This is a genomic window from Sporosarcina jiandibaonis (assembly GCF_013184495.1).
Taxonomy (GTDB): Bacteria; Bacillota; Bacilli; order Bacillales_A; family Planococcaceae; genus Sporosarcina; species Sporosarcina jiandibaonis.
In genome coordinates this window covers 493,956-514,913 of sequence record NZ_JAAOIY010000001.1, presented here as the reverse complement: position 1 = coordinate 514,913, position 20,958 = coordinate 493,956, and the positions used below count along the sequence as shown (strand labels likewise).

Annotated in this window: 24 protein-coding genes; 21 read left to right on the top strand and 3 right to left on the bottom strand. The window is 38.6% G+C overall.

Going from position 1 to position 20,958, the window contains the following annotated elements:
- The first annotated feature begins 67 nt into the window (after positions 1 to 67).
- The 6 genes from mltG (at position 68) to mtnN (ending at position 4,707) form a co-directional block, all read left to right on the top strand.
- Positions 68 to 1,204: an endolytic transglycosylase MltG gene (gene mltG / locus G8782_RS02570; RefSeq protein ID WP_172369338.1), complete on the top strand. Its 1,137-nt coding sequence runs from the start codon at positions 68 to 70 to the stop codon at positions 1,202 to 1,204.
- Positions 1,205 to 1,303: 99 nt separating this feature from the next.
- Positions 1,304 to 1,900, top strand: a complete 597-nt coding sequence (locus G8782_RS02565) for an O-methyltransferase (protein WP_246231525.1) — start codon at positions 1,304 to 1,306, stop codon at positions 1,898 to 1,900.
- A 53-nt stretch (positions 1,901 to 1,953) separates the two neighbouring features.
- Positions 1,954 to 2,616: a uridine kinase gene (udk, locus tag G8782_RS02560; protein WP_172369337.1), complete on the top strand. Its 663-nt coding sequence runs from the start codon at positions 1,954 to 1,956 to the stop codon at positions 2,614 to 2,616.
- 78 nt (positions 2,617 to 2,694) lie between these two features.
- Positions 2,695 to 3,171: a transcription elongation factor GreA gene (greA, locus tag G8782_RS02555; RefSeq protein WP_172369336.1), complete on the top strand. Its 477-nt coding sequence runs from the start codon at positions 2,695 to 2,697 to the stop codon at positions 3,169 to 3,171.
- 117 nt (positions 3,172 to 3,288) lie between these two features.
- Positions 3,289 to 3,981, top strand: a complete 693-nt coding sequence (locus tag G8782_RS02550) for a YrrS family protein (RefSeq protein WP_172369335.1) — start codon at positions 3,289 to 3,291, stop codon at positions 3,979 to 3,981.
- Between the two features lie 33 nt (positions 3,982 to 4,014).
- Positions 4,015 to 4,707: a 5'-methylthioadenosine/S-adenosylhomocysteine nucleosidase gene (gene mtnN / locus G8782_RS02545; RefSeq protein WP_172369334.1), complete on the top strand. Its 693-nt coding sequence runs from the start codon at positions 4,015 to 4,017 to the stop codon at positions 4,705 to 4,707.
- A gap of 212 nt (positions 4,708 to 4,919) precedes the next feature.
- Here mtnN and sigK read toward each other — a convergent pair whose 3' ends face one another.
- Complete coding sequence (sigK, locus tag G8782_RS02540) at positions 4,920 to 5,621, bottom strand: RNA polymerase sporulation sigma factor SigK (protein ID WP_172369333.1); 702 nt, start codon at positions 5,619 to 5,621, stop codon at positions 4,920 to 4,922.
- A gap of 175 nt (positions 5,622 to 5,796) precedes the next feature.
- Here sigK and G8782_RS02535 point away from each other — a divergent pair, with 175 nt between their 5' ends.
- From G8782_RS02535 to G8782_RS02485, 11 genes are all read left to right on the top strand, one after another.
- On the top strand, positions 5,797 to 6,315 hold the full coding sequence (locus tag G8782_RS02535; protein ID WP_172369332.1) for a YqeG family HAD IIIA-type phosphatase: 519 nt from the start codon (positions 5,797 to 5,799) through the stop codon (positions 6,313 to 6,315).
- Between the two features lie 2 nt (positions 6,316 to 6,317).
- Positions 6,318 to 7,415, top strand: a complete 1,098-nt coding sequence (gene yqeH / locus G8782_RS02530; RefSeq protein ID WP_172369331.1) for a ribosome biogenesis GTPase YqeH — start codon at positions 6,318 to 6,320, stop codon at positions 7,413 to 7,415.
- A gap of 11 nt (positions 7,416 to 7,426) precedes the next feature.
- On the top strand, positions 7,427 to 8,269 hold the full coding sequence (gene aroE, locus G8782_RS02525) for a shikimate dehydrogenase (protein ID WP_172369330.1): 843 nt from the start codon (positions 7,427 to 7,429) through the stop codon (positions 8,267 to 8,269).
- A complete protein-coding gene (gene yhbY / locus G8782_RS02520; protein WP_172369329.1) occupies positions 8,256 to 8,546 on the top strand; it encodes a ribosome assembly RNA-binding protein YhbY in 291 nt (96 codons plus the stop codon). The genes aroE and yhbY overlap by 14 nt, the downstream gene beginning before the upstream one ends.
- A gap of 12 nt (positions 8,547 to 8,558) precedes the next feature.
- A complete protein-coding gene (locus G8782_RS02515; protein ID WP_172369328.1) occupies positions 8,559 to 9,143 on the top strand; it encodes a nicotinate-nucleotide adenylyltransferase in 585 nt (194 codons plus the stop codon).
- On the top strand, positions 9,118 to 9,690 hold the full coding sequence (gene yqeK / locus G8782_RS02510) for a bis(5'-nucleosyl)-tetraphosphatase (symmetrical) YqeK (protein ID WP_172369327.1): 573 nt from the start codon (positions 9,118 to 9,120) through the stop codon (positions 9,688 to 9,690). The genes G8782_RS02515 and yqeK overlap by 26 nt, the downstream gene beginning before the upstream one ends.
- Positions 9,690 to 10,037 carry a ribosome silencing factor gene (gene rsfS, locus G8782_RS02505; protein WP_172369326.1) on the top strand — a complete coding sequence of 116 codons (348 nt, stop codon included), beginning with the start codon at positions 9,690 to 9,692 and terminating at the stop codon, positions 10,035 to 10,037. Before yqeK ends, rsfS begins: the two co-directional genes overlap by 1 nt.
- Positions 10,034 to 10,774 carry a class I SAM-dependent methyltransferase gene (locus G8782_RS02500; protein WP_172369325.1) on the top strand — a complete coding sequence of 247 codons (741 nt, stop codon included), beginning with the start codon at positions 10,034 to 10,036 and terminating at the stop codon, positions 10,772 to 10,774. Before rsfS ends, G8782_RS02500 begins: the two co-directional genes overlap by 4 nt.
- Before the next feature lie 46 nt (positions 10,775 to 10,820).
- Entirely contained in the window at positions 10,821 to 11,495 is a 675-nt protein-coding gene (locus G8782_RS02495) for a helix-hairpin-helix domain-containing protein (protein WP_172369324.1), read from the top strand.
- A 40-nt stretch (positions 11,496 to 11,535) separates the two neighbouring features.
- The gene (locus G8782_RS02490; protein WP_172369323.1) at positions 11,536 to 12,099 is read left to right on the top strand and encodes a ComE operon protein 2; all 564 of its coding nucleotides are present in this window, start codon (positions 11,536 to 11,538) and stop codon (positions 12,097 to 12,099) included.
- 77 nt (positions 12,100 to 12,176) lie between these two features.
- Positions 12,177 to 14,387, top strand: a complete 2,211-nt coding sequence (locus G8782_RS02485; protein ID WP_172369322.1) for a DNA internalization-related competence protein ComEC/Rec2 — start codon at positions 12,177 to 12,179, stop codon at positions 14,385 to 14,387.
- Positions 14,388 to 14,442: 55 nt separating this feature from the next.
- Here the strand turns inward: G8782_RS02485 and G8782_RS02480 are convergent, their stop codons facing one another.
- Positions 14,443 to 14,577: a YqzM family protein gene (locus G8782_RS02480; RefSeq protein WP_172369321.1), complete on the bottom strand. Its 135-nt coding sequence runs from the start codon at positions 14,575 to 14,577 to the stop codon at positions 14,443 to 14,445.
- Positions 14,578 to 14,739: 162 nt separating this feature from the next.
- Between G8782_RS02480 and holA the strand changes: the two genes are divergently transcribed.
- A complete protein-coding gene (gene holA / locus G8782_RS02475) occupies positions 14,740 to 15,756 on the top strand; it encodes a DNA polymerase III subunit delta (protein WP_172369320.1) in 1,017 nt (338 codons plus the stop codon).
- A gap of 50 nt (positions 15,757 to 15,806) precedes the next feature.
- Here the strand turns inward: holA and rpsT are convergent, their stop codons facing one another.
- Positions 15,807 to 16,061 carry a 30S ribosomal protein S20 gene (gene rpsT, locus G8782_RS02470; RefSeq protein WP_172369319.1) on the bottom strand — a complete coding sequence of 85 codons (255 nt, stop codon included), beginning with the start codon at positions 16,059 to 16,061 and terminating at the stop codon, positions 15,807 to 15,809.
- A 242-nt stretch (positions 16,062 to 16,303) separates the two neighbouring features.
- Here rpsT and gpr point away from each other — a divergent pair, with 242 nt between their 5' ends.
- From gpr to G8782_RS02455, 3 genes are all read left to right on the top strand, one after another.
- Positions 16,304 to 17,341, top strand: a complete 1,038-nt coding sequence (gene gpr, locus G8782_RS02465) for a GPR endopeptidase (RefSeq protein ID WP_172369318.1) — start codon at positions 16,304 to 16,306, stop codon at positions 17,339 to 17,341.
- A gap of 50 nt (positions 17,342 to 17,391) precedes the next feature.
- A complete protein-coding gene (gene spoIIP / locus G8782_RS02460; protein ID WP_172369317.1) occupies positions 17,392 to 18,207 on the top strand; it encodes a stage II sporulation protein P in 816 nt (271 codons plus the stop codon).
- Between the two features lie 535 nt (positions 18,208 to 18,742).
- A complete protein-coding gene (locus G8782_RS02455) occupies positions 18,743 to 20,155 on the top strand; it encodes an MFS transporter (RefSeq protein ID WP_172369316.1) in 1,413 nt (470 codons plus the stop codon).
- Positions 20,156 to 20,958: the final 803 nt, after the last annotated feature.

Here is a 20,958-nt window from a genome sequence, read left to right as displayed (position 1 = left end):
GGACGGTGAAAAACCGTTCCGTATTTTTAAGTTTTATATGCATTTGAACGAAAGAGGTGGAAACCGCGTGGATAAAGATTCGAAGATGCAGTTAATGTTCGAACGAATGCGTGAAAAAAAGAAAGAAGTTAAAGTGGTAAGAAGAATTGTTCTTGCAATCGTTTTACTTATACTTATTATTGGATTTTTCGTAGGAAAGTCAGTTTATCAATATGTGATGAGCGGATTGCAACCACTCGATCCAGAATCTGAGGAGATAATAAATGTTGAAATTCCGATTGGATCCGGGCTTAATTCAATTGCGGGCATACTTGAAAGTAAAGGAATTATAAAAGACGCTAGATTATTTAAGTATTATGCTAAATTCAATAATGAATCACAGTTTCAAGCTGGTACATATGACTTGACAAAAGCAATGACGCTTGATGAATTAATTCAAAGTTTGAAAACAGGGAAAGTATATCGTGAACCTGTCTTTACTATGACAGTGCCAGAAGGATTAACCCTTAAAGAAATCGGTATTATTATCGAAAAAAGAACAGGTATACCCGCTAAAGAGTTTTATTCATATATTAATGATGAAAATACACTTGATAAGTTTATAGCAAAGTATCCGGGCGTTGTAACAGAGGAAATTAAAAATGAGAAAATAAAATTCCCGTTAGAAGGGTACTTGTTTCCAGCAACCTATCCATTTTATGAGGAAAAACCGGATATCGAAACTGTTGTAGAGGAAATGATTCAAGCTACGGTATCGAATGTATCTCCTTATCTTAATTACTTAGAAGAAAAAGAAAAAACAGTTCATTGGTTATTAACATTTGCATCGCTTCTTGAAAAAGAGGCGACTCAAAAGTCAGACCGCGCAACGATTGCAAGTGTGTTTTATAATCGCATGCAGCCTAAAAACCCTAACCAAGAAGTGATGCCGCTTCAAACGGATCCAACTGTCGCCTATGCGCATGGTCAACATTTAAGCGTTACTTCTTATGCTGATCTTGAAATTGATGATCCATATAATACTTATAAATATAGAGGTTTACCGCCAGGCCCGATATCAAATGCAGGGATGTCTTCAATAGATGCAGTCATCGACCCTGAAAATACCGATTATTTATATTTCCTAGCAGATAAAACCGGGGAAAATCATTTTGCGAAAAGTTATGAGGAGCACTTGGCAAATCGTGCGAAATATATAGATTAAATTTAGCTTTTTACGTGGAAAGGAATACCGAACAGGAGTTGAACGACTATCATTACGTACGATTCTTATATTGCCGGTCTTCTCAAAGGGAAAGATTCCTTGAAGGATTCTTTTATTATTGAAATGGAAGAGTACGCCGAGAAACACCATGTACCGATTATGGATAGCGGTGCAATCGAAACTTTATTAGGGTTATTATCAATACAAAAACCGGATCGGATTCTGGAAATCGGCAGTGCAATTGGGTATTCAGCAATTAGGATGGCCCTAACATTACCCGATACTTTCATAACGACGATTGAACGAGACCAAGATCGTTATTCAAAAGCTGTTGATTATATTAAATCGGCTGGCTTAACCGATCGAATTCAAATTATTGAAGCCGATGCATTGCTACTGGAAAATGAAATAATTGCAGATGAACCCTATAATGCCCTTTTTATCGATGCTGCAAAAGGTCAATACAAACGTTTTTTTGAAAAATATACTCCTTTCGTTTCTCCTGGAGGAGTTATTTATTGCGATAACATGTTCTTGCATGGTATGGTTTTGCGGGAAGATAAAGAACTACCCAGACGTAAACGCACAATGGTTCGTAATTTGAAGAGTTTTACGCGTTGGGTATTGAGTCATCCCGATTATAATACATCGCTACTGCCGCTAGGCGATGGGATACTAATTGCGATTAAAAAATAGTGGTAGTTTAAACAAATTATGAAGATATTTGCCGATAAAGGGGTAAGGAATACATGAAGAACACTAAACCACTTGTTATCGGAATCGCTGGTGGTTCTGGTTCAGGTAAGACGAGCGTTACAAATTCAATTTATAATGTGTTTAAGGATCATTCAGTCGTTGTAATCGGCCAAGATTATTACTATAAAGATCAATCACACTTAGATTTTGAAGAAAGACTTCAAACGAATTATGATCATCCATTGGCTTTCGATACCGATTTACTGATCACGCATTTAAAAATGCTGCTAAACCGCCAAACCATAGAAAAGCCAATTTATGATTACACAATCCATACGAGATCTGATGAGACGGTGATGATTGAGCCAATGGATGTTATCATTGTCGAAGGCATATTAGTATTGGAAGACGTTGAACTTAGAAACTTGATGGATATTAAGTTATATGTTGACACGGATGCAGACCTGCGCATTATTAGACGTATCACGCGCGACATTAACGAAAGAGGCAGATCGATCGATTCAGTCGTCGACCAGTATCTATCGGTTGTTCGTCCAATGCACAACCAATTCATAGAACCGACAAAGAAATACGCAGATATAATCGTGCCAGAAGGCGGGCACAATAAAGTTGCAATTGACTTAATGGTTACAAAAATAAAAACAATTCTTGAAAATGGAACGAATCTATATTATGATAATGACAGAAAATCATAGAGATTAACCACTATGTCGCATACTCAAAAATAAAGCGGCATAGTATTTTTATGAATAGTATTATGAGGAGTGATGGGAATGATTACGGAAAAAAAGTTTCCGATGACTGCCGCTGGTAAACTTAAATTGGAAGAAGAGCTCGAATATTTAAAAATGGTGAAGCGAAAAGAAGTCGTAGAACGCATTAAAGTCGCCCGAGATTTTGGCGATTTGTCAGAAAACTCGGAGTACGATTCAGCAAAAGAAGATCAGTCATTTGTTGAAGGAAGAATCTCTACGCTAGAAAAAATGATCCGCAATGCAGTTATCATTAAAGAGTCAGAATTTAATACGGATGAAGTTCAATTAGGGAATACTGTTACCTTTAAAGAACTTCCTGATGGAGACGAAGAGACATACACGATTGTCGGTTCGGCCGAAGCAAATCCGATTGAAGGTCTAATTTCAAATGATTCACCGATTGCCAAAGGTTTACTTGGCCGATCAAAAGGCGATGTAGTTAGTATCAATACGCCTGGAGGAGAAATGTCGGTTACGATTCTTGAAATAAAATAATCGTCCGATGACCGCCTTCTCATGAGGGCGGTTTTTTCCTAAATGAAACTTAGCTACCTCGATGCTCGTCTAATACAGAGTATAAACAGAAAAATATAAAACGGGAGATGAAAAGTTATGAATAAACCCGATAATAATTACTCTAGACTAAACCGTAAAAGAGGGCGCAATCAATCAGATAAAATTTTAAATATATTAATTGCTATTGTTGTTCTCGCAATTATCATTACGGCGTCAATCATATTTTTGGGTGGAGACAATAAGAATAAAGCAGATGTGAAATCACCTGACACAACTGAAGAAAATAGCAATGAAGATTTAACTAGTGAAGGAGCCGACGAAACGGATAACAAAGATTCAGGGGCTGAAGATGAAAATCAGTCTGAAGAGAATAATGAGGAATCCGATACAGCAGAAGAAGCCGATGAGACGGGCGGATCTGACGAAGTGGAGGACCCGGGTGTTGTTAAATATGAATCATCAGACGAATCATTCGTAGATGAAACAATCGTCAATACTGGATGGGAGCCAATCGGGACAACGCAAACCGGTGAACATGTATCGCTATATGACGGGAAATCCGCGGATTGGCATGAAAAAATCTCTGCAATTTCATATGCAACAAATTTACCTGAAGATGCATTAATTATTTGGAGAATCAAGAACGGCGGCAGTCCCCAAAAGTCGATCGGGATTGTTTCGACCAAAGATAAAGCTGAAAAATATAGAGTGTATTTAGAATGGGTGGACGAAAAAGGTTGGAAACCAGTCAAAATGGACGTGCTCAATACGCTTGACTTTGATTATTGATTCATTACTATTCGTAACGTCGGAGGTTTTTTGATGAAGATTGCAGTTATTGGCGCAATGGAAGAGGAAGTTGAATTATTAAGAAATGCTATAAAATCACCGCAAATAACAGTCATTGCAAATATAGAATACATTGAAGGTTCAATTGAGCATCATGAGATTGTTTTAGTGAAAAGTGGAATCGGGAAAGTTAATGCTGCAATGGCTACAACAATTCTTTTAGAAAAGTTTCGACCAGATGTTGTGTTAAATACCGGATCGGCGGGCGGTTTCGGAGAATCGCTTGAAGTAGGAACCGTTGTTATATCAAGTGAAGTCAGACATCATGATGTAGATTTGACCGCATTCGGGTATGAGTATGGGCAGTTGCCACAACTGCCGGCAGCTTACCTTGGAGATGAAAAACTTGTAAATCTTGCCGTAGCGGCAGTAGAAGAAATCGGCGAACATGCACATTCGATTGGTCTTATTGCATCCAGCGATACATTCATGAGTGATCAGAGCCATGTTGATAAGGTTAAAAGTATTTTTCCAAAGATAATCGCCGCAGAGATGGAAGCGGCAGCGGTAGCTCAAGTATGTCATCAGTTCGAGACTCCGTTCGTTGTCATCCGTGCTCTCTCAGATATAGCGGGTAAAGAAGCGACAATGAGCTTTGAAGAATTTCTGCCTATTGCAGCGCTCCACTCAACACAAGTAATTTTACGCGTAATCTCGAAACTTTAAGCACTTCATGGTAATATATAGGTAGTGAATGGAATTCAATTTTATTTAGTGGTTTTAGGAGGGATCTCGGTATGTTTTTTCTAATGGCTGGAGTTTTCATGGTAGCAGTAATCGTATCTATTGTTATTTTACGTGAAATCGGAACTGAGTAACTCAGTAGAAAGAGGCGTTTCCGTTTAGGATAATACTCCCAAACGGAAACGCCTTTTTATTTACTCATTGTATTCGTGTTTGAAAAGTTGATATAATTTTACGATTGCGCGTTTTTCAATTCTTGAAACATAGCTTCTTGAAATATCGAGCTGCTCGGCAATCGCTTTTTGAGTCATAGGTTTGTCATCCAAGAGACCGTATCGACGTTGAATTATTTCTAATTCCCTGCCGTCAAGTTTGCCGAGATGTTTATAAAGCCTTTCTTTTCGTTCATTCTGTTCAACAGTATCAATAGGAGATTCATCGTCGGTTTGCAGCAAATCTGCAATTTGTAATGATTGACCGTCATTGTCTCCACCAATCGGTTCATAAAGCGAAACATCTTTTTGAACTTTCTTTTGGGTGCGAAGATACATTAAAATTTCGTTTTCAATACAACGTGCCGCATATGTCGCCAATTTTGTTTTCCGGTCTGGCGTAAATGTATTTACTGCTTTCATTAGGCCAATTGTTCCAATTGAAATATAATCATCAAGCAGTTCATGTTTAGGATGAAACTTTTTTACGATATGCGCCACTAAACGCATATTCCGTTCAATAAGCTCATCCCTTGCGTCAAAGTCTCCTTCCGCAAGCCTCGCGAGACATGCGGCTTCCTCATCTTTAGATAGGGGGCGTTTAAACGCTTGCCCTCGGATATAGCCGAGCACTGCAGGTATCTCAAGCCACAGCTGAACAATCGACATTACAAACCCGCTCATCGGGCCACCTCCTGTGTCGTTGTATGACAGCATATGCGGTCGGGTAATGACTAATGATTGATTTTTTAGTCGGACAGGCGCTACAGTATGTCCTTTTTTACAAACCAGAAAAATTCATTATCATACTTGTTATGTTATAATATTTTTTAGAATCTAGATTTGAATCGGAGTGAATATGTTGTATAAACGCTTTTTACCAGATGAATACGTGAAAGATGTATTCCATATAAAGCCTGAAAAATTGGTTGAAAAGGGCATTAAAGGAATTATTACAGATTTAGATAACACACTTGTAGAATGGGATCGTCCTGAAGCTACACCGGAAATAATCGAGTGGTTTAAGGGGATGCGTGATGCAGGTATACAAGTTACGATAGTTTCAAACAATAACGAGAGCCGAGTTAAAATTTTTTCGGATCCACTAGGTATACCCTTTGTTTGTGACGCGCGAAAGCCGCTTCTAAAATCATTCGTGAAAGCACGTAAACTCATGGGGATTGAAAAAGAAGAAACCGTTGTCATTGGAGATCAGCTTTTGACTGACATTCTCGGAGGAAATCGCAAGGGACTTCATACGATACTAGTTGTTCCTGTTGCGAATTCGGATGCTTTTTTCACGAAGTTCAACCGCATGATTGAAAGAAGAATTATGGCTGGCCTTAAGCGACGCGGTCTTATTACTTGGGAGGAATAACTGTGGACGATATTAAATGTATAGGTTGCGGCATTACAATTCAAACTGAAAATGCTGAAAAAGAAGGTTATGCGCCTGCGAGTTCATTATCAAATGAAGAATTGGTTTGCAGACGCTGTTTCCGTTTGAGGAATTATAATGAGCTTCAGCCCGTTTCATTAACTGGCGATGATTTTTTAAACATCTTAAATGGCATCGGTAAGAAAGATGGCATAGTCGTCAAAATTGTTGATATATTTGACTTTAACGGCAGTTGGATTTCAGGACTCCATCGTTTTGTCGGTAATAAAGATATTTTATTAATCGGCAATAAAGTGGATTTATTGCCAAAGTCGATTAACCCGAATCGAGTGATCAATTGGATGAAGGCGGAGGCGGTCAAACTCGGTTTGAAACCAGTGGACGTTTTGCTCGTTTCAGCTTATAAAGGCCACGGAATGGAAGAAGCACTAGCTGCAATCGATTCTATCCGTCGCGGGAAAGATGTATATGTGGTCGGATGTACAAATACTGGGAAATCGACTTTTATTAATCGAATCATAAAAGGTGAAACAGGTATCGGCGATGTTATTACGACGTCGCATTTTCCTGGAACGACACTCGACCTAGTAGAAATTCCGTTTGAAGATGGAAAAGCAATTTATGACACGCCTGGCGTGATTAATGATCATCAAATCGCTCATTATCTAGATGAAAAAGATTTGAAAACAATTACGCCTAAGAAAGAACTTAAACCTAAAGTATTTCAATTAAATCCCGAGCAGACACTATATCTGGGCGGGTTAGCTCGTTTTGATTTTATTTCAGGGGAACGCTCTTCATTCATGGTTTATGTTTCGAATGATATTGAAATCCACCGAACGAAATTATCGAATGCAGACGCATTGTATGAAAAACATGTAGGTGCAATGCTAGCACCGCCATCGGAAAAGTCGCTTGAAAATTTTCCATCATTTGTTCGACATGAATTTTCCATCAAAAATCCAAAAACGGATATTGTGATATCGGGTCTCGGCTGGATCACTCTTCAACGACCTAGCGTAATTGCTGTTCACGTTCCAAGAGGTGTAGATGTAGTCCTCCGACCATCATTAATTTAAGGAGGCTAATCATGAAAAAGTGGTACGCGGTAATTGGCGATCCAATCAGTCAATCAATGTCGCCGAAGATGCATGATGAATGGATTGAAAATAACAGTTTGCATGCGACCTATATTCCAGTCCATGTTAAAGAAGAAAACTTGGCAGATGCAGTTGCAAGTTTGAAAAATTTAGGTTGTAGCGGGTGGAATGTGACAGTACCGCATAAAACTGCGATCATCCAGTATTTAGATGAAATCGATCCATTTGCGAAACAAATGAATGCCGTGAATACGGTAGAAGTTCTTCCGAATGGTTCACTGCACGGCTCGAACACGGATGGTCAAGGCTTTGTCCGTTCGCTTGAAGAGTTATACGGCGCCCGGTGCAAGGGGGGCGAGGTGTTAGTAATCGGAGCAGGAGGCGCAGCAAGGGGAATTAGTTACGCTCTTCATGAGGCGGGTTACGGTCCAATCACCCTAACCAATCGCACATTGGAAAAAGCTCAACAATTATGCACTGAAATACCGAATGCTAAAGCGGTTGCAATCGCAGAAGCCGAAAATTTATTGTCCGCGTATAATTTGATTATCCAGACGACTTCAGTCGGTATGAATTTTGCGCGAAAAGGGATGCCATTAAATCCTGAAAAGATTGCAAAAGGAACTGTCGTGGCTGATATAATTTATAATCCGCTGAAAACAGAGTTTCTTTCAGAAGCTGAAAAAAGAGGGGCGTTATTACTGAACGGCACAGGAATGTTTGTTCACCAAGGCGCACTCGCATTTGAAAAATGGACGGGTATTCGTCCAAACACAGAAGAAATGACACGGAAAATTACAGAAACACTTGGAGGTACTTATGTTAACAGGTAAACAGAAACGGTTTTTACGGAGCAAGGCAAATAACTTGCAACCACTTTTCCAAATCGGGAAAAACGGTTTAACGCAATCCGTTATCGAACAGATAGAAGAAGCTTTGGAAGCGAAAGAATTAATTAAAGTTAATATCTTGCAAAATTGTGGGGAAGATAAAAATGAAATTGCACAAAAACTTTCAGAACAAGAAGGAATGAATGTTGTTCAAGTGATTGGCAATATTATCGTTTTATATAAAGAATCGATTGAGAAAAAAAGAATCGAACTTCCGTAAGGGGGATTCTACTTGAAGCGAATAGGGATATTAGGAGGCACTTTTAATCCTCCGCATATCGGCCATCTCATTATTGCAAATGAAATTAAATATGCGCTCAACTTAGATGAAGTGCGTTTAATCCCTACAGCCACACCACCGCATAAGCTGGCTGACAATAATGTTACAGCCCAACAACGTCTGCGAATGGTAGAGCTTGCCCTAGAGGGTTCTGAAGGGCTAACCGTTTCCTCATTTGAAGTTGATAAGGGCGGAGTATCTTATTCATACGATACAATTACATCACTAAAAGAAATCGAGCCGGAAGCTGAATTTTATTTCATCATCGGCGCTGATATGGTTGACTTGCTTCCAACCTGGCATAAAATAGATGAACTTGTTCGAATTGTCACCTTTATTGGTGTTAATAGACCAGGTTCACTTGGTGAAACACCATATCCAGTGAGATTCATTTCCATTCCTGAAATTGACTTATCATCAACGGTGCTTCGGGCAAGATTAGCAGAAGGTGGAACGATAAAGTTTCTTACTCCTCCGGCAGTGGAATCTTATATTCGGCAGGAGGGATTGTATGGATCTAGCGCATATGAAAAGTGAGCTTTCAAAGCGGTTGTCAACCGGACGGTATAACCATGTTTTACGAGTCACTGAAACGGCAATGCGCCTAGCTACACTACATGATGTTTCTGTAAAAAAGGCAGAACAAGCGGCATTATTCCACGATATAGCAAAATGCATGGATCCAACGTCACTTCGAATATTGATGATTGAAAATAAAGTGGATGAACGATTGTTTTTATTTCATCACGAATTATGGCATGCCTCGGTAGGTGCTTTAATAGCTGAAAGCGAATTTAATGTTAAAGATACAGAAATATTAAATGCTATCAAATACCATACAACTGGCAGGGCAGGGATGTCCAAATTAGAAAAAATAATTTACGTTGCAGATATGACAGAACCGGAGCGGAATTTTCCGGGTGTCGAGGAGTTGCGGGAATTAGCAATAGATAATCTTGAAGTGGCTATGGAAGCTTGCATACGCCATTCAGTGCAATTCCTTGTCAAAAAAGGTGTCCCGGTATTCCCAGACTCCATTGACTGTTATAATGAACACGTTATGAAGAGAGGAATCGTGAACTAATGACTAATACATTATTAACAACAGCATATAAGGCTGCAGAAGATAAAAAAGCATTGGATATCGTCGTGTTAAATATGGAAGGTGTATCAGTAATGGCAGACCAATTTATAATCTGCCATGCGAATTCTGAAAGACAAGTCCAAGCAATCGCAAGAGAAGTAATAGACCAAGCGACAAAAGCAGGTTTTCCAATTAGGCGTATGGAAGGTTTTGAAACTGGAAGATGGGTATTAGCCGATCTAGGCGATATAGTAGTCCATGTCTTCCACAAAGATGAACGCGACCATTACAACCTTGAAAAACTTTGGGGAGATGCTCCGAAGATTGATATGGCTAATGCTCTATGAAACGTTCTTACGCGGAGTTTGCCTCCGTTTATGATGAACTGATGTCCGAGATCCCATACGATACATACGTGGAATTAATCAATCTTGCCGGTGATGGGATAGCTGGCAAGAAAATTTTAGATGTCGGATGTGGAACAGGGTTATTGTCAGTTAAATTAGCAAAATTGGATGGCCTTGTGACTGGTGTGGATCTTTCGCCCGATATGCTAAGCATAGCAAGAGATAGAGCAAGGTCCCTGAATTTGCCGGTGACATTTGTGGAGCAGCCTATGCAACAACTTAACGGTTTTTCGAATTTCGACATGGCGGTTATTGCAATCGATTCATTAAATTATGTAATTGAAGAAGAAGCGGTACTTCAAACATTTCGAAACATTTATAATTCGTTGAAGGTTGGAGGCGTTTTATTGTTCGATGTCCATTCGACATATAAAATGGACGTAATTTTTATGGAAAGTCCCTTCATCTTTGATAATAAGCGTATCTCATATATTTGGACGACGGAAGCGGGAGACGAACCTCATTCTGTTTATTCGGAGTTAGCATTTTTCAACCAAATGGAAAATGATTTGTATAAACGATTTGATGAAGTTCATTATCAACGAACTTTTTCTGTACTGGACTATGTCGCTATGTTGACTGAAGTTGGTTTTTCAATTGAACGAATTTTTTCGGATTGGCAAGACTTGCCCCCGAACTTTGATAGTGAGAGAATTTTCTTTCAAGTTTGCAAATAACTCTTTTAAAATTATGGATTTTCATATATAGTAGAATGGACTCCATATGGATACCTTGCTAGAAAGGGTGAAAGTGCTGTTTCTATCATTTGTATCCGATAATTGGCGCAAGTTTCTATTCCCTATGGCAGCAATCGCTGTGATCGTCGCTTTTTTGCTCATCCCCCATGGGCAAGCAGACAAAGGACAACTTGTCTTAAGCGAACAAAATCCTTTAAATGAAGTAAATAATGCAGATATTGAAGACAGTAAAGAAGAAAAGGAAGCGGAATTATTGCCCGCTGTTATCATGATTGATGTAAAAGGTGCAGTTCGACATCCCGGCGTCTATACAATGGAAGCGGGGAGCCGTGTTATTGATGCAATCAATGCAGCAGGCGGTTATTTACCTGACGCTGATTCGCGTTTATTAAACCATGCTATGAAACTGACAGATGAACTACTTATTTATATACCTCTTGTAGGTGAAGAACTTTTAGAAAGTGAAATCAGTTTAATTTCGCAGCAAAATCCGCAAAATAATGACGGTTTGGTTAACATTAATACAGCAGATGAAAGTTTACTGATGACGATAAATGGAATCGGTCCAGCAAAAGCCTCAGCAATTATTAATCATCGAGATGAGCATGGACCATTCAGTTCACCGGAATCGATTATGGATGTTTCGGGAATCGGGAAAAAGACATTCGAAAAACTTGAACATCAAATAAAAGTCGACTAAAGATTAGAAGTTTACTACTACTATTTTCGGAGGCATTCATATGGAGCGAATTACATGGGATCAGTTTTTTATGGCTCAGTGTCATTTTTTAGCATTAAGAAGTACTTGTACTAGACTTGCAGTTGGCGCAATCATTGTCAGAGACAATCGAATTATTGCCGGGGGCTATAATGGCTCCATTTCAGGGGGCGACCATTGCATTGATCACGGATGCTATGTCGTCGAGAATCATTGTATTCGAACCATTCATGCAGAAATGAATGCTCTCTTGCAATGTTCAAAGTATGGCATTCCAGCCGCTGACTCAACTTTGTATGTTACTCATTTCCCCTGTTTGCAATGCTCAAAAGCCATTATTCAGGCTGGTGTGAAAAGCGTGTATTATGCAGCGGATTATCGGAATCATGAGTATGCCATTAAGTTGTTTGAGCAATCCGGCGTTACGGTTCAACATATTCCTTTTGATGAAACGAAAATTGATTTCTCCGGCGATGCGAAGTTAAATTTAATTAACGATATGCTAAAATCACTACATGAACTGGGAGCAGATGAAAAAGACTTGATGCCCTTACTGAAAAGGGTGGATGAACTATTCGGGACTTAATAAATCGAATAAGTTTTATTTATATTGCCATACCGGTTGCCGTATCCGCATTTGCGGCATACGGATCGGTATATCTGTTGTTTGTTAATATTGTTTTACTCCCTATCTTTTTTCGCAGAAAAGAAGATTTCCTCACACCTATCCTCGCAGTTATAGCTGCTTTTTTCTCTTATTTGTATTTTTCAGCTACACTCCCAGAAATGATTAACAGCGGAATCGAAACAGAAACCTTAACATGGTCCGACACCGCAAAAATTGATGGCGGTTCTATAAAAGGTCTTGCTAAAACAATTAATGGAAAATCGGTTTATGCCATTTATCGATTTGAGTCTGAAGACGAAAAAAATAAATTCAAACAACTCAATTTACCATCCGTACGCTTTACGCTGACAGGCGAATATCTAACACCCGATATTCCTTCACATGAATATTCCTTCAGCATGGATAAATATTTGGAAATGTATGGTGCATCCGGAATATTTGAATCGGAAGCCATTTTACAAATTGAAGTTAAGAACACACTCTATTCTCGTCTGGCTGCATATAGACGAACAGTTAAGCGGCATATTCAAAATGAATTTCCAGAATCACTAATTACCGAAGCAGAAGCCCTGTTGATCGGCGATCGAACCGGGATGACTGATGACGAGGGCAGGGTCTTGCGCAGGCTTGGCATTACACATTTGTTTGCAATTTCTGGCCTTCATGTAGGACTATTAACCTTCATGTTGCGAGAACTTCTACTTCGCCTAAATTTACGGAGAGAAACCTTGAATCTGTTACTCATTTTCCTTTTACCGATTTATGCAATACTGGCGGGGGGAGCCCCTTCTGTATGGCGTGCGGTATCTGTGACAGTTTTTGTCTTATTAACAACTTTTGGCCGCGTGAAAATCAGATTGGATAATGCAATCGCGTTAAGTGCAATTATGTTCATTTGGCATGAGCCTTTCGTTCTTTTTCAACCTGGTTTCCAATTATCTTATTTAGCAGCATTATCATTGGTTTTATCTTCAAAAATATTATCTAAAACAAATTCCGTTATCAAGGTTTCATTTATAGTCACTTTAATTAGCCAATTATCCCTCTATCCGATCTTGTTGTTACATTTTCATGAACTCTCCTTGTCATCATTTATCGTGAATCTGTTTTATGTTCCGATTTATTCAGTTATTATTTTACCAATGAATATAATATTGCTTATTATGACAGTCATTTTCCCTGCATTTGCGCATAGCTTGTTTACTCTTTATGAACCATTCAGAGAGTATATTCTCATATGCACAAGTTGGATTTCTTCAATTCCGTATCAGCTATGGACACCGGGGAAGCCGGGAGCTGTCGAAGGTGTTTTTGCTGTCATTGGCGTTTTAATATTTTTTCTACGGTATGAAGAAGGAAAAAACTTATTGCGTTCATTGGCATATGTCCTAGTCCCCGCACTATTAATCCATTTCCTGCCTTATTTAGATAGCTCTTTGCGCGTCACCTACCTGGATGTAGGTCAAGGAGACAGCATAGTAATTGAATTGCCTCACAGGCGCGCTGTTTATGTAATCGATACGGGAGGATCAGTAACATTTGGAAATGATAATTGGAAAATGCCCGGCAAACAGTTTGAAGTAGGACGCCAAATTGTGGTTCCTTATTTGAGGGGGCGCGGAATTTCTAAAATTGATAAACTAATCATTTCACATGCCGATTCGGATCATATGGAAGGAGCGGACGAAGTGCTGGAAGAAATTCGAGTCGGTGAAATTCATATATCTCCTGGCAGTCGAATGGAACTTGAGATGGAAGATCTTAATCATATAGCCGAAATCAAAAATATTCCTTTCATTGAAGTGGAAGAGGGTGTTTTCTGGGGGGATAATCACATATTTTTTGAATATGTCAACCCGCCAAAAGGCGATTATGCCGGAAATAATAGTTCTCTCGTTTTATTAATGAGAACTGCAAGTCTGTCATTTTTATTCACCGGTGATATAGAAGCTGAATCGGAAGAAAAAATTTTAAGAAGAAATAAGACGAATGATTTTGGGAAGATGATAGTAAAAGTCGGGCACCATGGGAGTAAAACGTCGAGTTCTGATCAGTTTATCGACTTTCTCCGACCTGAATTAGCAATCATCTCAGCCGGCTGTAAAAATATGTATGGGCATCCTCATCCCGTGGTACTCGATATATTTTCAAAATACAATACCCCGGTACTGGAAACCTCTAAAAATGGTTCAATTATTATTATAGTGAGAGACGGTCAATATTCAGTTACATCATCTTCAAAATAAAAAACGGACGAGCAATTCCGTAAAGGAAAGCATGTCCGTTTTTCGCTTGAAAATATTAACTTGCTATAAAGTCAATAACTGTAGCAATAACAAAAATAGCAGAGAAGGCTACAAATGCTACGACAAAGCCGACGGCCGAATCAACGAAATCATTTCGTTTTGACTGTACATCATGTTCAAACTCATTCATTGCTACACCTCCCATATATCATTTATAGTATAATTGATTCCGGGGGAAAAATCTATGTTTATCATCTTTTATCCAACAATCCTTGAGAAATGACACAATTTGTTCAAACAGATACTTTTATTAATGTATACTTAATAATACATAGTTACTAGAGGTGAAGAAATGGCGAATGCAACTTGGAAAAATATTGCTTCGGGAAAAATCGATCCCGTTTATTTACTAATGGGCATAGAACAACATATTTTTGATTCGACAATTGAGCGGTTAATTAAGGCTATACCAGATATTGATGAAAATTCGGTCATTCGTTTCGATCTCGAAGAAACAGAAGTAGAGACAGTAATCGAGGAAGCCGATACATTGCCATTTTTGCAAGATCATAAATTGATTATTGCTAGCAATGCATCATTTTTAAGCGGACAAGATAGAAAGAGAAATACGGTTGAGCATAACATTGAATTACTGGAAAATTGGCTTGATAATCCTTCTCCGACTGCAACTGTTGTTTTTATAGCTCCTTTTGAAAATTTAGATGGACGAAAGAGAATAACGAAGAAAATGAGGAAAACTGCGACAGTAATTGAGGCCAATCGACTGCAAGGAAGAGACTTATTAACCTGGATTCAACACCAAGCCAAGGTGAATGGCGTTCACATTACTGCTGAAACTGCCCAAGGCCTCGTTAATATGTCGGGGGATAGTCTTTTGGCTTTATCAGCCGAGATTAACAAGATGGCAACCTACTTAGGCGGGACAGGCGAAATAACGGATAACCTAATTGAATTGCTCGTCCCTAGAACTCCAGAAATGGATGTTTTTAGATTAACAGATTCATATGTATCAGGAAATATCGGTAAAACTATTTCGATTTACCATGATTTACTTCGAAATGGTGAAGAACCTATTATGTTAACCTCATTAATTGCTGGGCATATTCGGTTGATGATACATGTTCAATCATTGCGCAAAAAAGGATATCAGCAACAACAAATTGCTAAAACCCTGCAAGTTCATCCCTATCGGGTAAAACTAATGCTGGAAAATCGAAATATCCCGAATGAGAATCGGTTGTTAACCATTATTAAAGAGCTTGCTGCTATTGATTATAAGTTGAAGTCGACAAGCGGGAAACGCGAACGTGTATTGGAATTGTTTTTAATGGATCCATTGCGTGCATGAAATAAGAAAAGACCGTCCTTATCGAAGGACGGTCTTTCTATTGCATGTGATTATAGTGCTGCTTTCTTTGTTAGACGCGCTTTTTGGCGTGAAGCATTATTTTTATGGATTAGGCCTTTACGTGCAGCAGTGTCCATTAGTTTAATTGCATGTCGTACAACTTCAGTCGTGTTTTCTTCTTTGTTTTCAATAGCTTGTTCAGCTTTACGAATAGCAGAACGCATTGTTGCTTTAGCATGTGAATTACGTTCGTTTTTACTTGCGTTTTGTTTTACGCTTTTAATCGCTGATTTAATATTTGGCAAATCATTCACCTCCAATTTCAGGTAGGGCAAAAGCATTCATTCATAAGATCGAATCCTCTTCCATAACATCAGTAATTTTAACAAATTAAGAGTAAAATTGCAATAAAAAAATCTTGAGAAATGGCATCATAAGTTTTGTTTAGTTGTTTTGGCTATTAAAAACAATTAATGAACGGCTTGAATAATTTAACAAAAAGAATATTTGCGGCACACTTCGTACAAACTACAGACGAGGTGATTTAATGAGTAATCTTGATTACTATCGAACGGACCTTCTTGTTGAAAATGAAGAAATGGTTCGGCATCAAACGGAATCAGAAGAGAATCGACTTAAAGAAGCGAACGGGATTGATTTTAATGAAACGCGACAAGGAAGAATCATTGTAACAGAAGTTAAAGTTGATGAAGTCGGTGAAGAACGAATTGGAAAGAAAAAAGGCACATACGTGACTTTGACAGTTCCGACACTGACTATTCAAGACGCGGAAGAGATAAATACTTTATCGAATGTATTAATTGAAAAATTGGACGATATTCTAAAACATGAACCTTCTATCGTAAAAGGAAAGATTTTATTTATCGGATTAGGAAATCGGGATGTAACGCCTGATGCGGTCGGCCCTATATTGATTGACAAATTACAAGAAATTGTCCCTGATTACTATTCAGAGGATGGAAGTGAAATTTATGTTTATGCACCGGGCGTTACTGTTCAAACGGGTTTAGAAACAGCCGATTTTGTAAAGGCAATCGTGGCAGAGATCAAACCGAGTTTGTTGATCGTCATTGATGCCCTTGCGGCTCGTGATTCATCGCGACTTTGCAGAACGATTCAATTGACGGATACAGGTATTCACCCAGGGTCGGGTGTTGGAAATAGCCGCAAGGAACTTTCTAAGGAAACGCTTGGATTGCCCGTTATCGCAATAGGTATCCCGACTGTTGTCGATGGGCCTGTGCTTGTAGCAGATGCCATTGACCGTATGTTTGGTTATATAGCATCCAAAATCGAAGAAGAGAATAGCCCTTCGTCTAGATTGTCTGTCACTCCATGGTTGCATTCCGCCAATAAAGAAGCAGATCGTTCAACATTGCGACCGATTTTTGGCGAGTGGTCAGAATGGTCCCATGAAGATCGTGTAAAATTGTTTGAAGAAGTTTTAACGACACAAGAGTTAAGAACATTTATATCGCCAAAAGAAATTGACTCTTGGGTAACGTTATACGCAGACGCTCTATCGAGTTCCTTATCTGGATGGGTTGAACGCATTAAAAAATAGGCATTGATTCGTTTTCCAAAGCATATAGTTGGAGAACGGAGGGATGCAATTTGAAAAAAACACTAAAGATTTGGAGCTCTCTAATTCTATTTTTATTCTTATTCCCGGTATTTATACAGTTCCTTCCTGACAGCGAATCGGCAAATACGCCTAAGCTTATAAACGAGCCTGTTATCGTTTATGCATCCAATGTTTTTGAAGGGAAAAAACAAGAGGCTGAAACCGTGGAAAAGAAGGCACTCCTTTACTTTACGCATAATCACGAAGCGTACAAACCAGTGACTAAAGAGAAGAATGGAAAAATTTCAGTATCACATCAGTCGGAAAATATCGCTAAGTTCGGAGAAAAGTTAAAAACCCAGCTTGCATTTAATGAAATTCAAACAGATATTTTGCCTATTGATAATATGGCTGAACTAAATAGGCGTGGCATGACTTTTAATCAAGCATACAAATCAATCCGTCCATACGTGGAGGAAAAAATTAAAGAGGTCGACTATGATCTAATTATTGATATGCACAGAGATTCGGTTGGGGCGGATAAAACGACTGCGGTTTATCAAGGTGAAAAGTATGCGAAAGTTGCATTCGTAGTCGGGATGGAGCATCCGAATCATAAACATAATCGTGCATTAACTCAACAAATAAAAGATGAAATGGAAAAGCTAGTTCCCGGAATTACAAGAAGTATAATCCCGAAAGGCGGGGCGGGCGTTGACGGGAAATATAATCAAGATCTTCACCCGTCAATTGTTCTGATTGAATTAGGTGGAATAGGAAATAGTGAAGCGGAGTTGAATCGTACAGTTTCTGTTATTGCCTCAGCAATAGCAACGATATTGTCAAACGACAATAGTTCAGATTGAAGAATAGATTACTAGATAATGTTACGCCGATTAGACCAGTTGTATTTTTGACCGCATGAGATGCGTTCAAAACGACTACAGAGTCTGGTTGGCGTTTTTCTTGTTTTCCTGAATGAAATTATTAGAGTTAAACTCTGCCTAGGGTTAATACTTCATATCTTAAATTATTTAATAAAAAGAAAGAGGACTTTATTCCAATTTAGAAGATGGAGGCGGAAGACTCAGTGTATACGGACTATAGAAATGATTCTAAATTTCGCTTGCTAACATATATCAAATGATATATGATTGCTCCTAAGAAACTTTTCCAATTAAACTCTTCACTTAGCCGGTTGCGTGTAAACGCTTTCATAATATTATTTGATTCTGCGAATCAGAGCTTTCGGATTCTTTGGTGTTAGGCTTATTTAATATTGAAGTTTCTTCATTTATGAAAGCATTTAAAAGTGCTTACCTAATTTGTAAATCTGCCCACTCGGCAGCCAATGAAATACCCAGATATAAAAATAATAGTACTACAAAAGGAGTTTATTTCATGAAATCAATTAATCCAATGCAAGTAATTGATAAAAGCCGTGTTCATTCTTTCCACTTACTGTTAGCACTGATGCTTTTTCTCATTATTTTATTTGATGGATACGATATGGTGATTTACGGTGCTGTCGTCCCATCATTAATTGACGCATGGGGGATTTCTGACGTGACAGCCGGGGCAATTGGAAGTTATACCGTAGCTGGTACGGCCGTCGGTGCTGCTACACTTGGTATGGCTGCGGATAAATTTGGTAGGAAGAGATTGATCATTTTTAGTACGATATTGTTCAGTCTATTTACGTTCCTTGCTGGTTTTACAACTGGACCTACAATGTTTATTATTTTTCGTTTAATAGCTGGACTTGGTATGGGTGGAATCATGCCAAATATTATAGCGATGATGACAGAATTTTCGCCGAAGCGAATTCGTACGGGAATGGTTTCTTTAGTGTTTGCTGGTTATTCGGTTGGAGCGATAGTCGCCGCTTTAGTGAGTCGTGCAATTTTACCGGTAGGAGGATGGGAGCCTGTTTTTTGGCTCGGTGGGCTCCCAATGTTGCTACTTCCGTTTGTTATGAAATACTTACCGGAATCGACTAGTTTTTTATTATCAAAAGGAAAAGTCGAGGAAGCAAAAGTAATTTTAATGAAAATTGATCCTTCAATTCCGGTTGATGTAGTTCTAGAGCTACCAACAGCGCCAAAAGCGGGTTCACCTATAGGTAAATTATTTAAAGATAAAAGAGCATTTAGTACGCTTATGTTTTGGTTTGCTTGTTTTTTTGCTATGATTCTCATATTTTCAATGAATACATGGTTACCAACACTACTAATGCAGGCTGGCTTTGATCTGAGTTCAAGCTTGATTTTCGTAGTAGTTCTACAAGTTGGGGCATTGATTGGCACGATTGTATTTGGGAATCTCGTTGATAAGATGGGCTTTAAAAAAGTGCTTGTACCGCTTTTCTTTGCGGGGGCTATTGGATTAGGATTGATAGGTTTTACGAAAAATACAATCATTATGTATCTATTAATTGCGATTATTGGCGCAGCTTCCTTAGGAGTACAAAATATAATGAGTGCATCTATTTCACAATATTATCCTTCCGAAATACGTTCTACCGCAATTGGCAGTACGATGGCATTTGGTCGGATCGGCGGAATCATTGCCCCAGTATTCATCGGTATTTTACTAACGATGAACTTACAACCGCAGTTTAACTTTGGCGCGATTGCAATCGCGGCTCTTCTCGGTGGAATTGCTTTGTTGTTAGTCCAGGAAAAACATGCTATATATGGTTTAGATCTAAATAGGAAAAACCAGGTTAGTGACGAAACAGCCTCTAGTTCAGTGTCGGAAGTGCAAGATTCCGTCGAAATGGAAGAGATTCCAACAACAGAGACTATGCGATAAACCTGAATGATTGATAAGTGTTAAAACAAGAATCCGTCAATGATGACTTATTATATGGGGTATATCAAGTTATTGTAGACTTGTGCAATATTGTTTGTAATGGGTACTTATGATAGAAGTGGTATAATAATCTCTTTCATCCACTTCTCGATAAAGATCAAAAGAATGAGTTAGAACTGTTTAGAAAGATAGAAAAGAGAATGGTTGGCAACTCCAGGCTGTGCAAGCGCTAACTGAATTTGAAGGATTGAGAGTAGGGGGAGTAATCAGCTAGAGTATTGTAACCATATATTGTGTCTTGAGTAAAGAGGTTGTGTACTAAAATACAGTTTGAGTATGGGACAAGCGACTTATGATATTTAGATTACAAACCGATATTCTAAAACAAATGAGATGCAGTCCCTCTTGTCCGTATGATTCACTCTGTTGAATCTAAAAATAGTGCAATTTTGGAGGAGTGAAAAGTATAGTGCTTGATGAAAATGATTATAATGCCAAATTACATTAAATTGGAAGTTCCGATTAAGGGCACGGTTTTCGATACGTTGTGAAATTATAGAGGGGCACTCGAAAGTTTAAGTGAAGCTGTTAACGAAAAACCACATAATCCACCGTCAATTTTATATATTAAACAACAAATACATTTAAATGGTGTAACAATACCGATGCCAGAATAATGAGCTTGAAATTAGTGCAGCACTTTGAATAGTCATCAGAAAGCGGCGACATGCATAAGGAAGGGGAAGCATTGGATGTTGCAGGATATACAGTTATTAACGGTGTTAGCGTACCACACTCCCTAG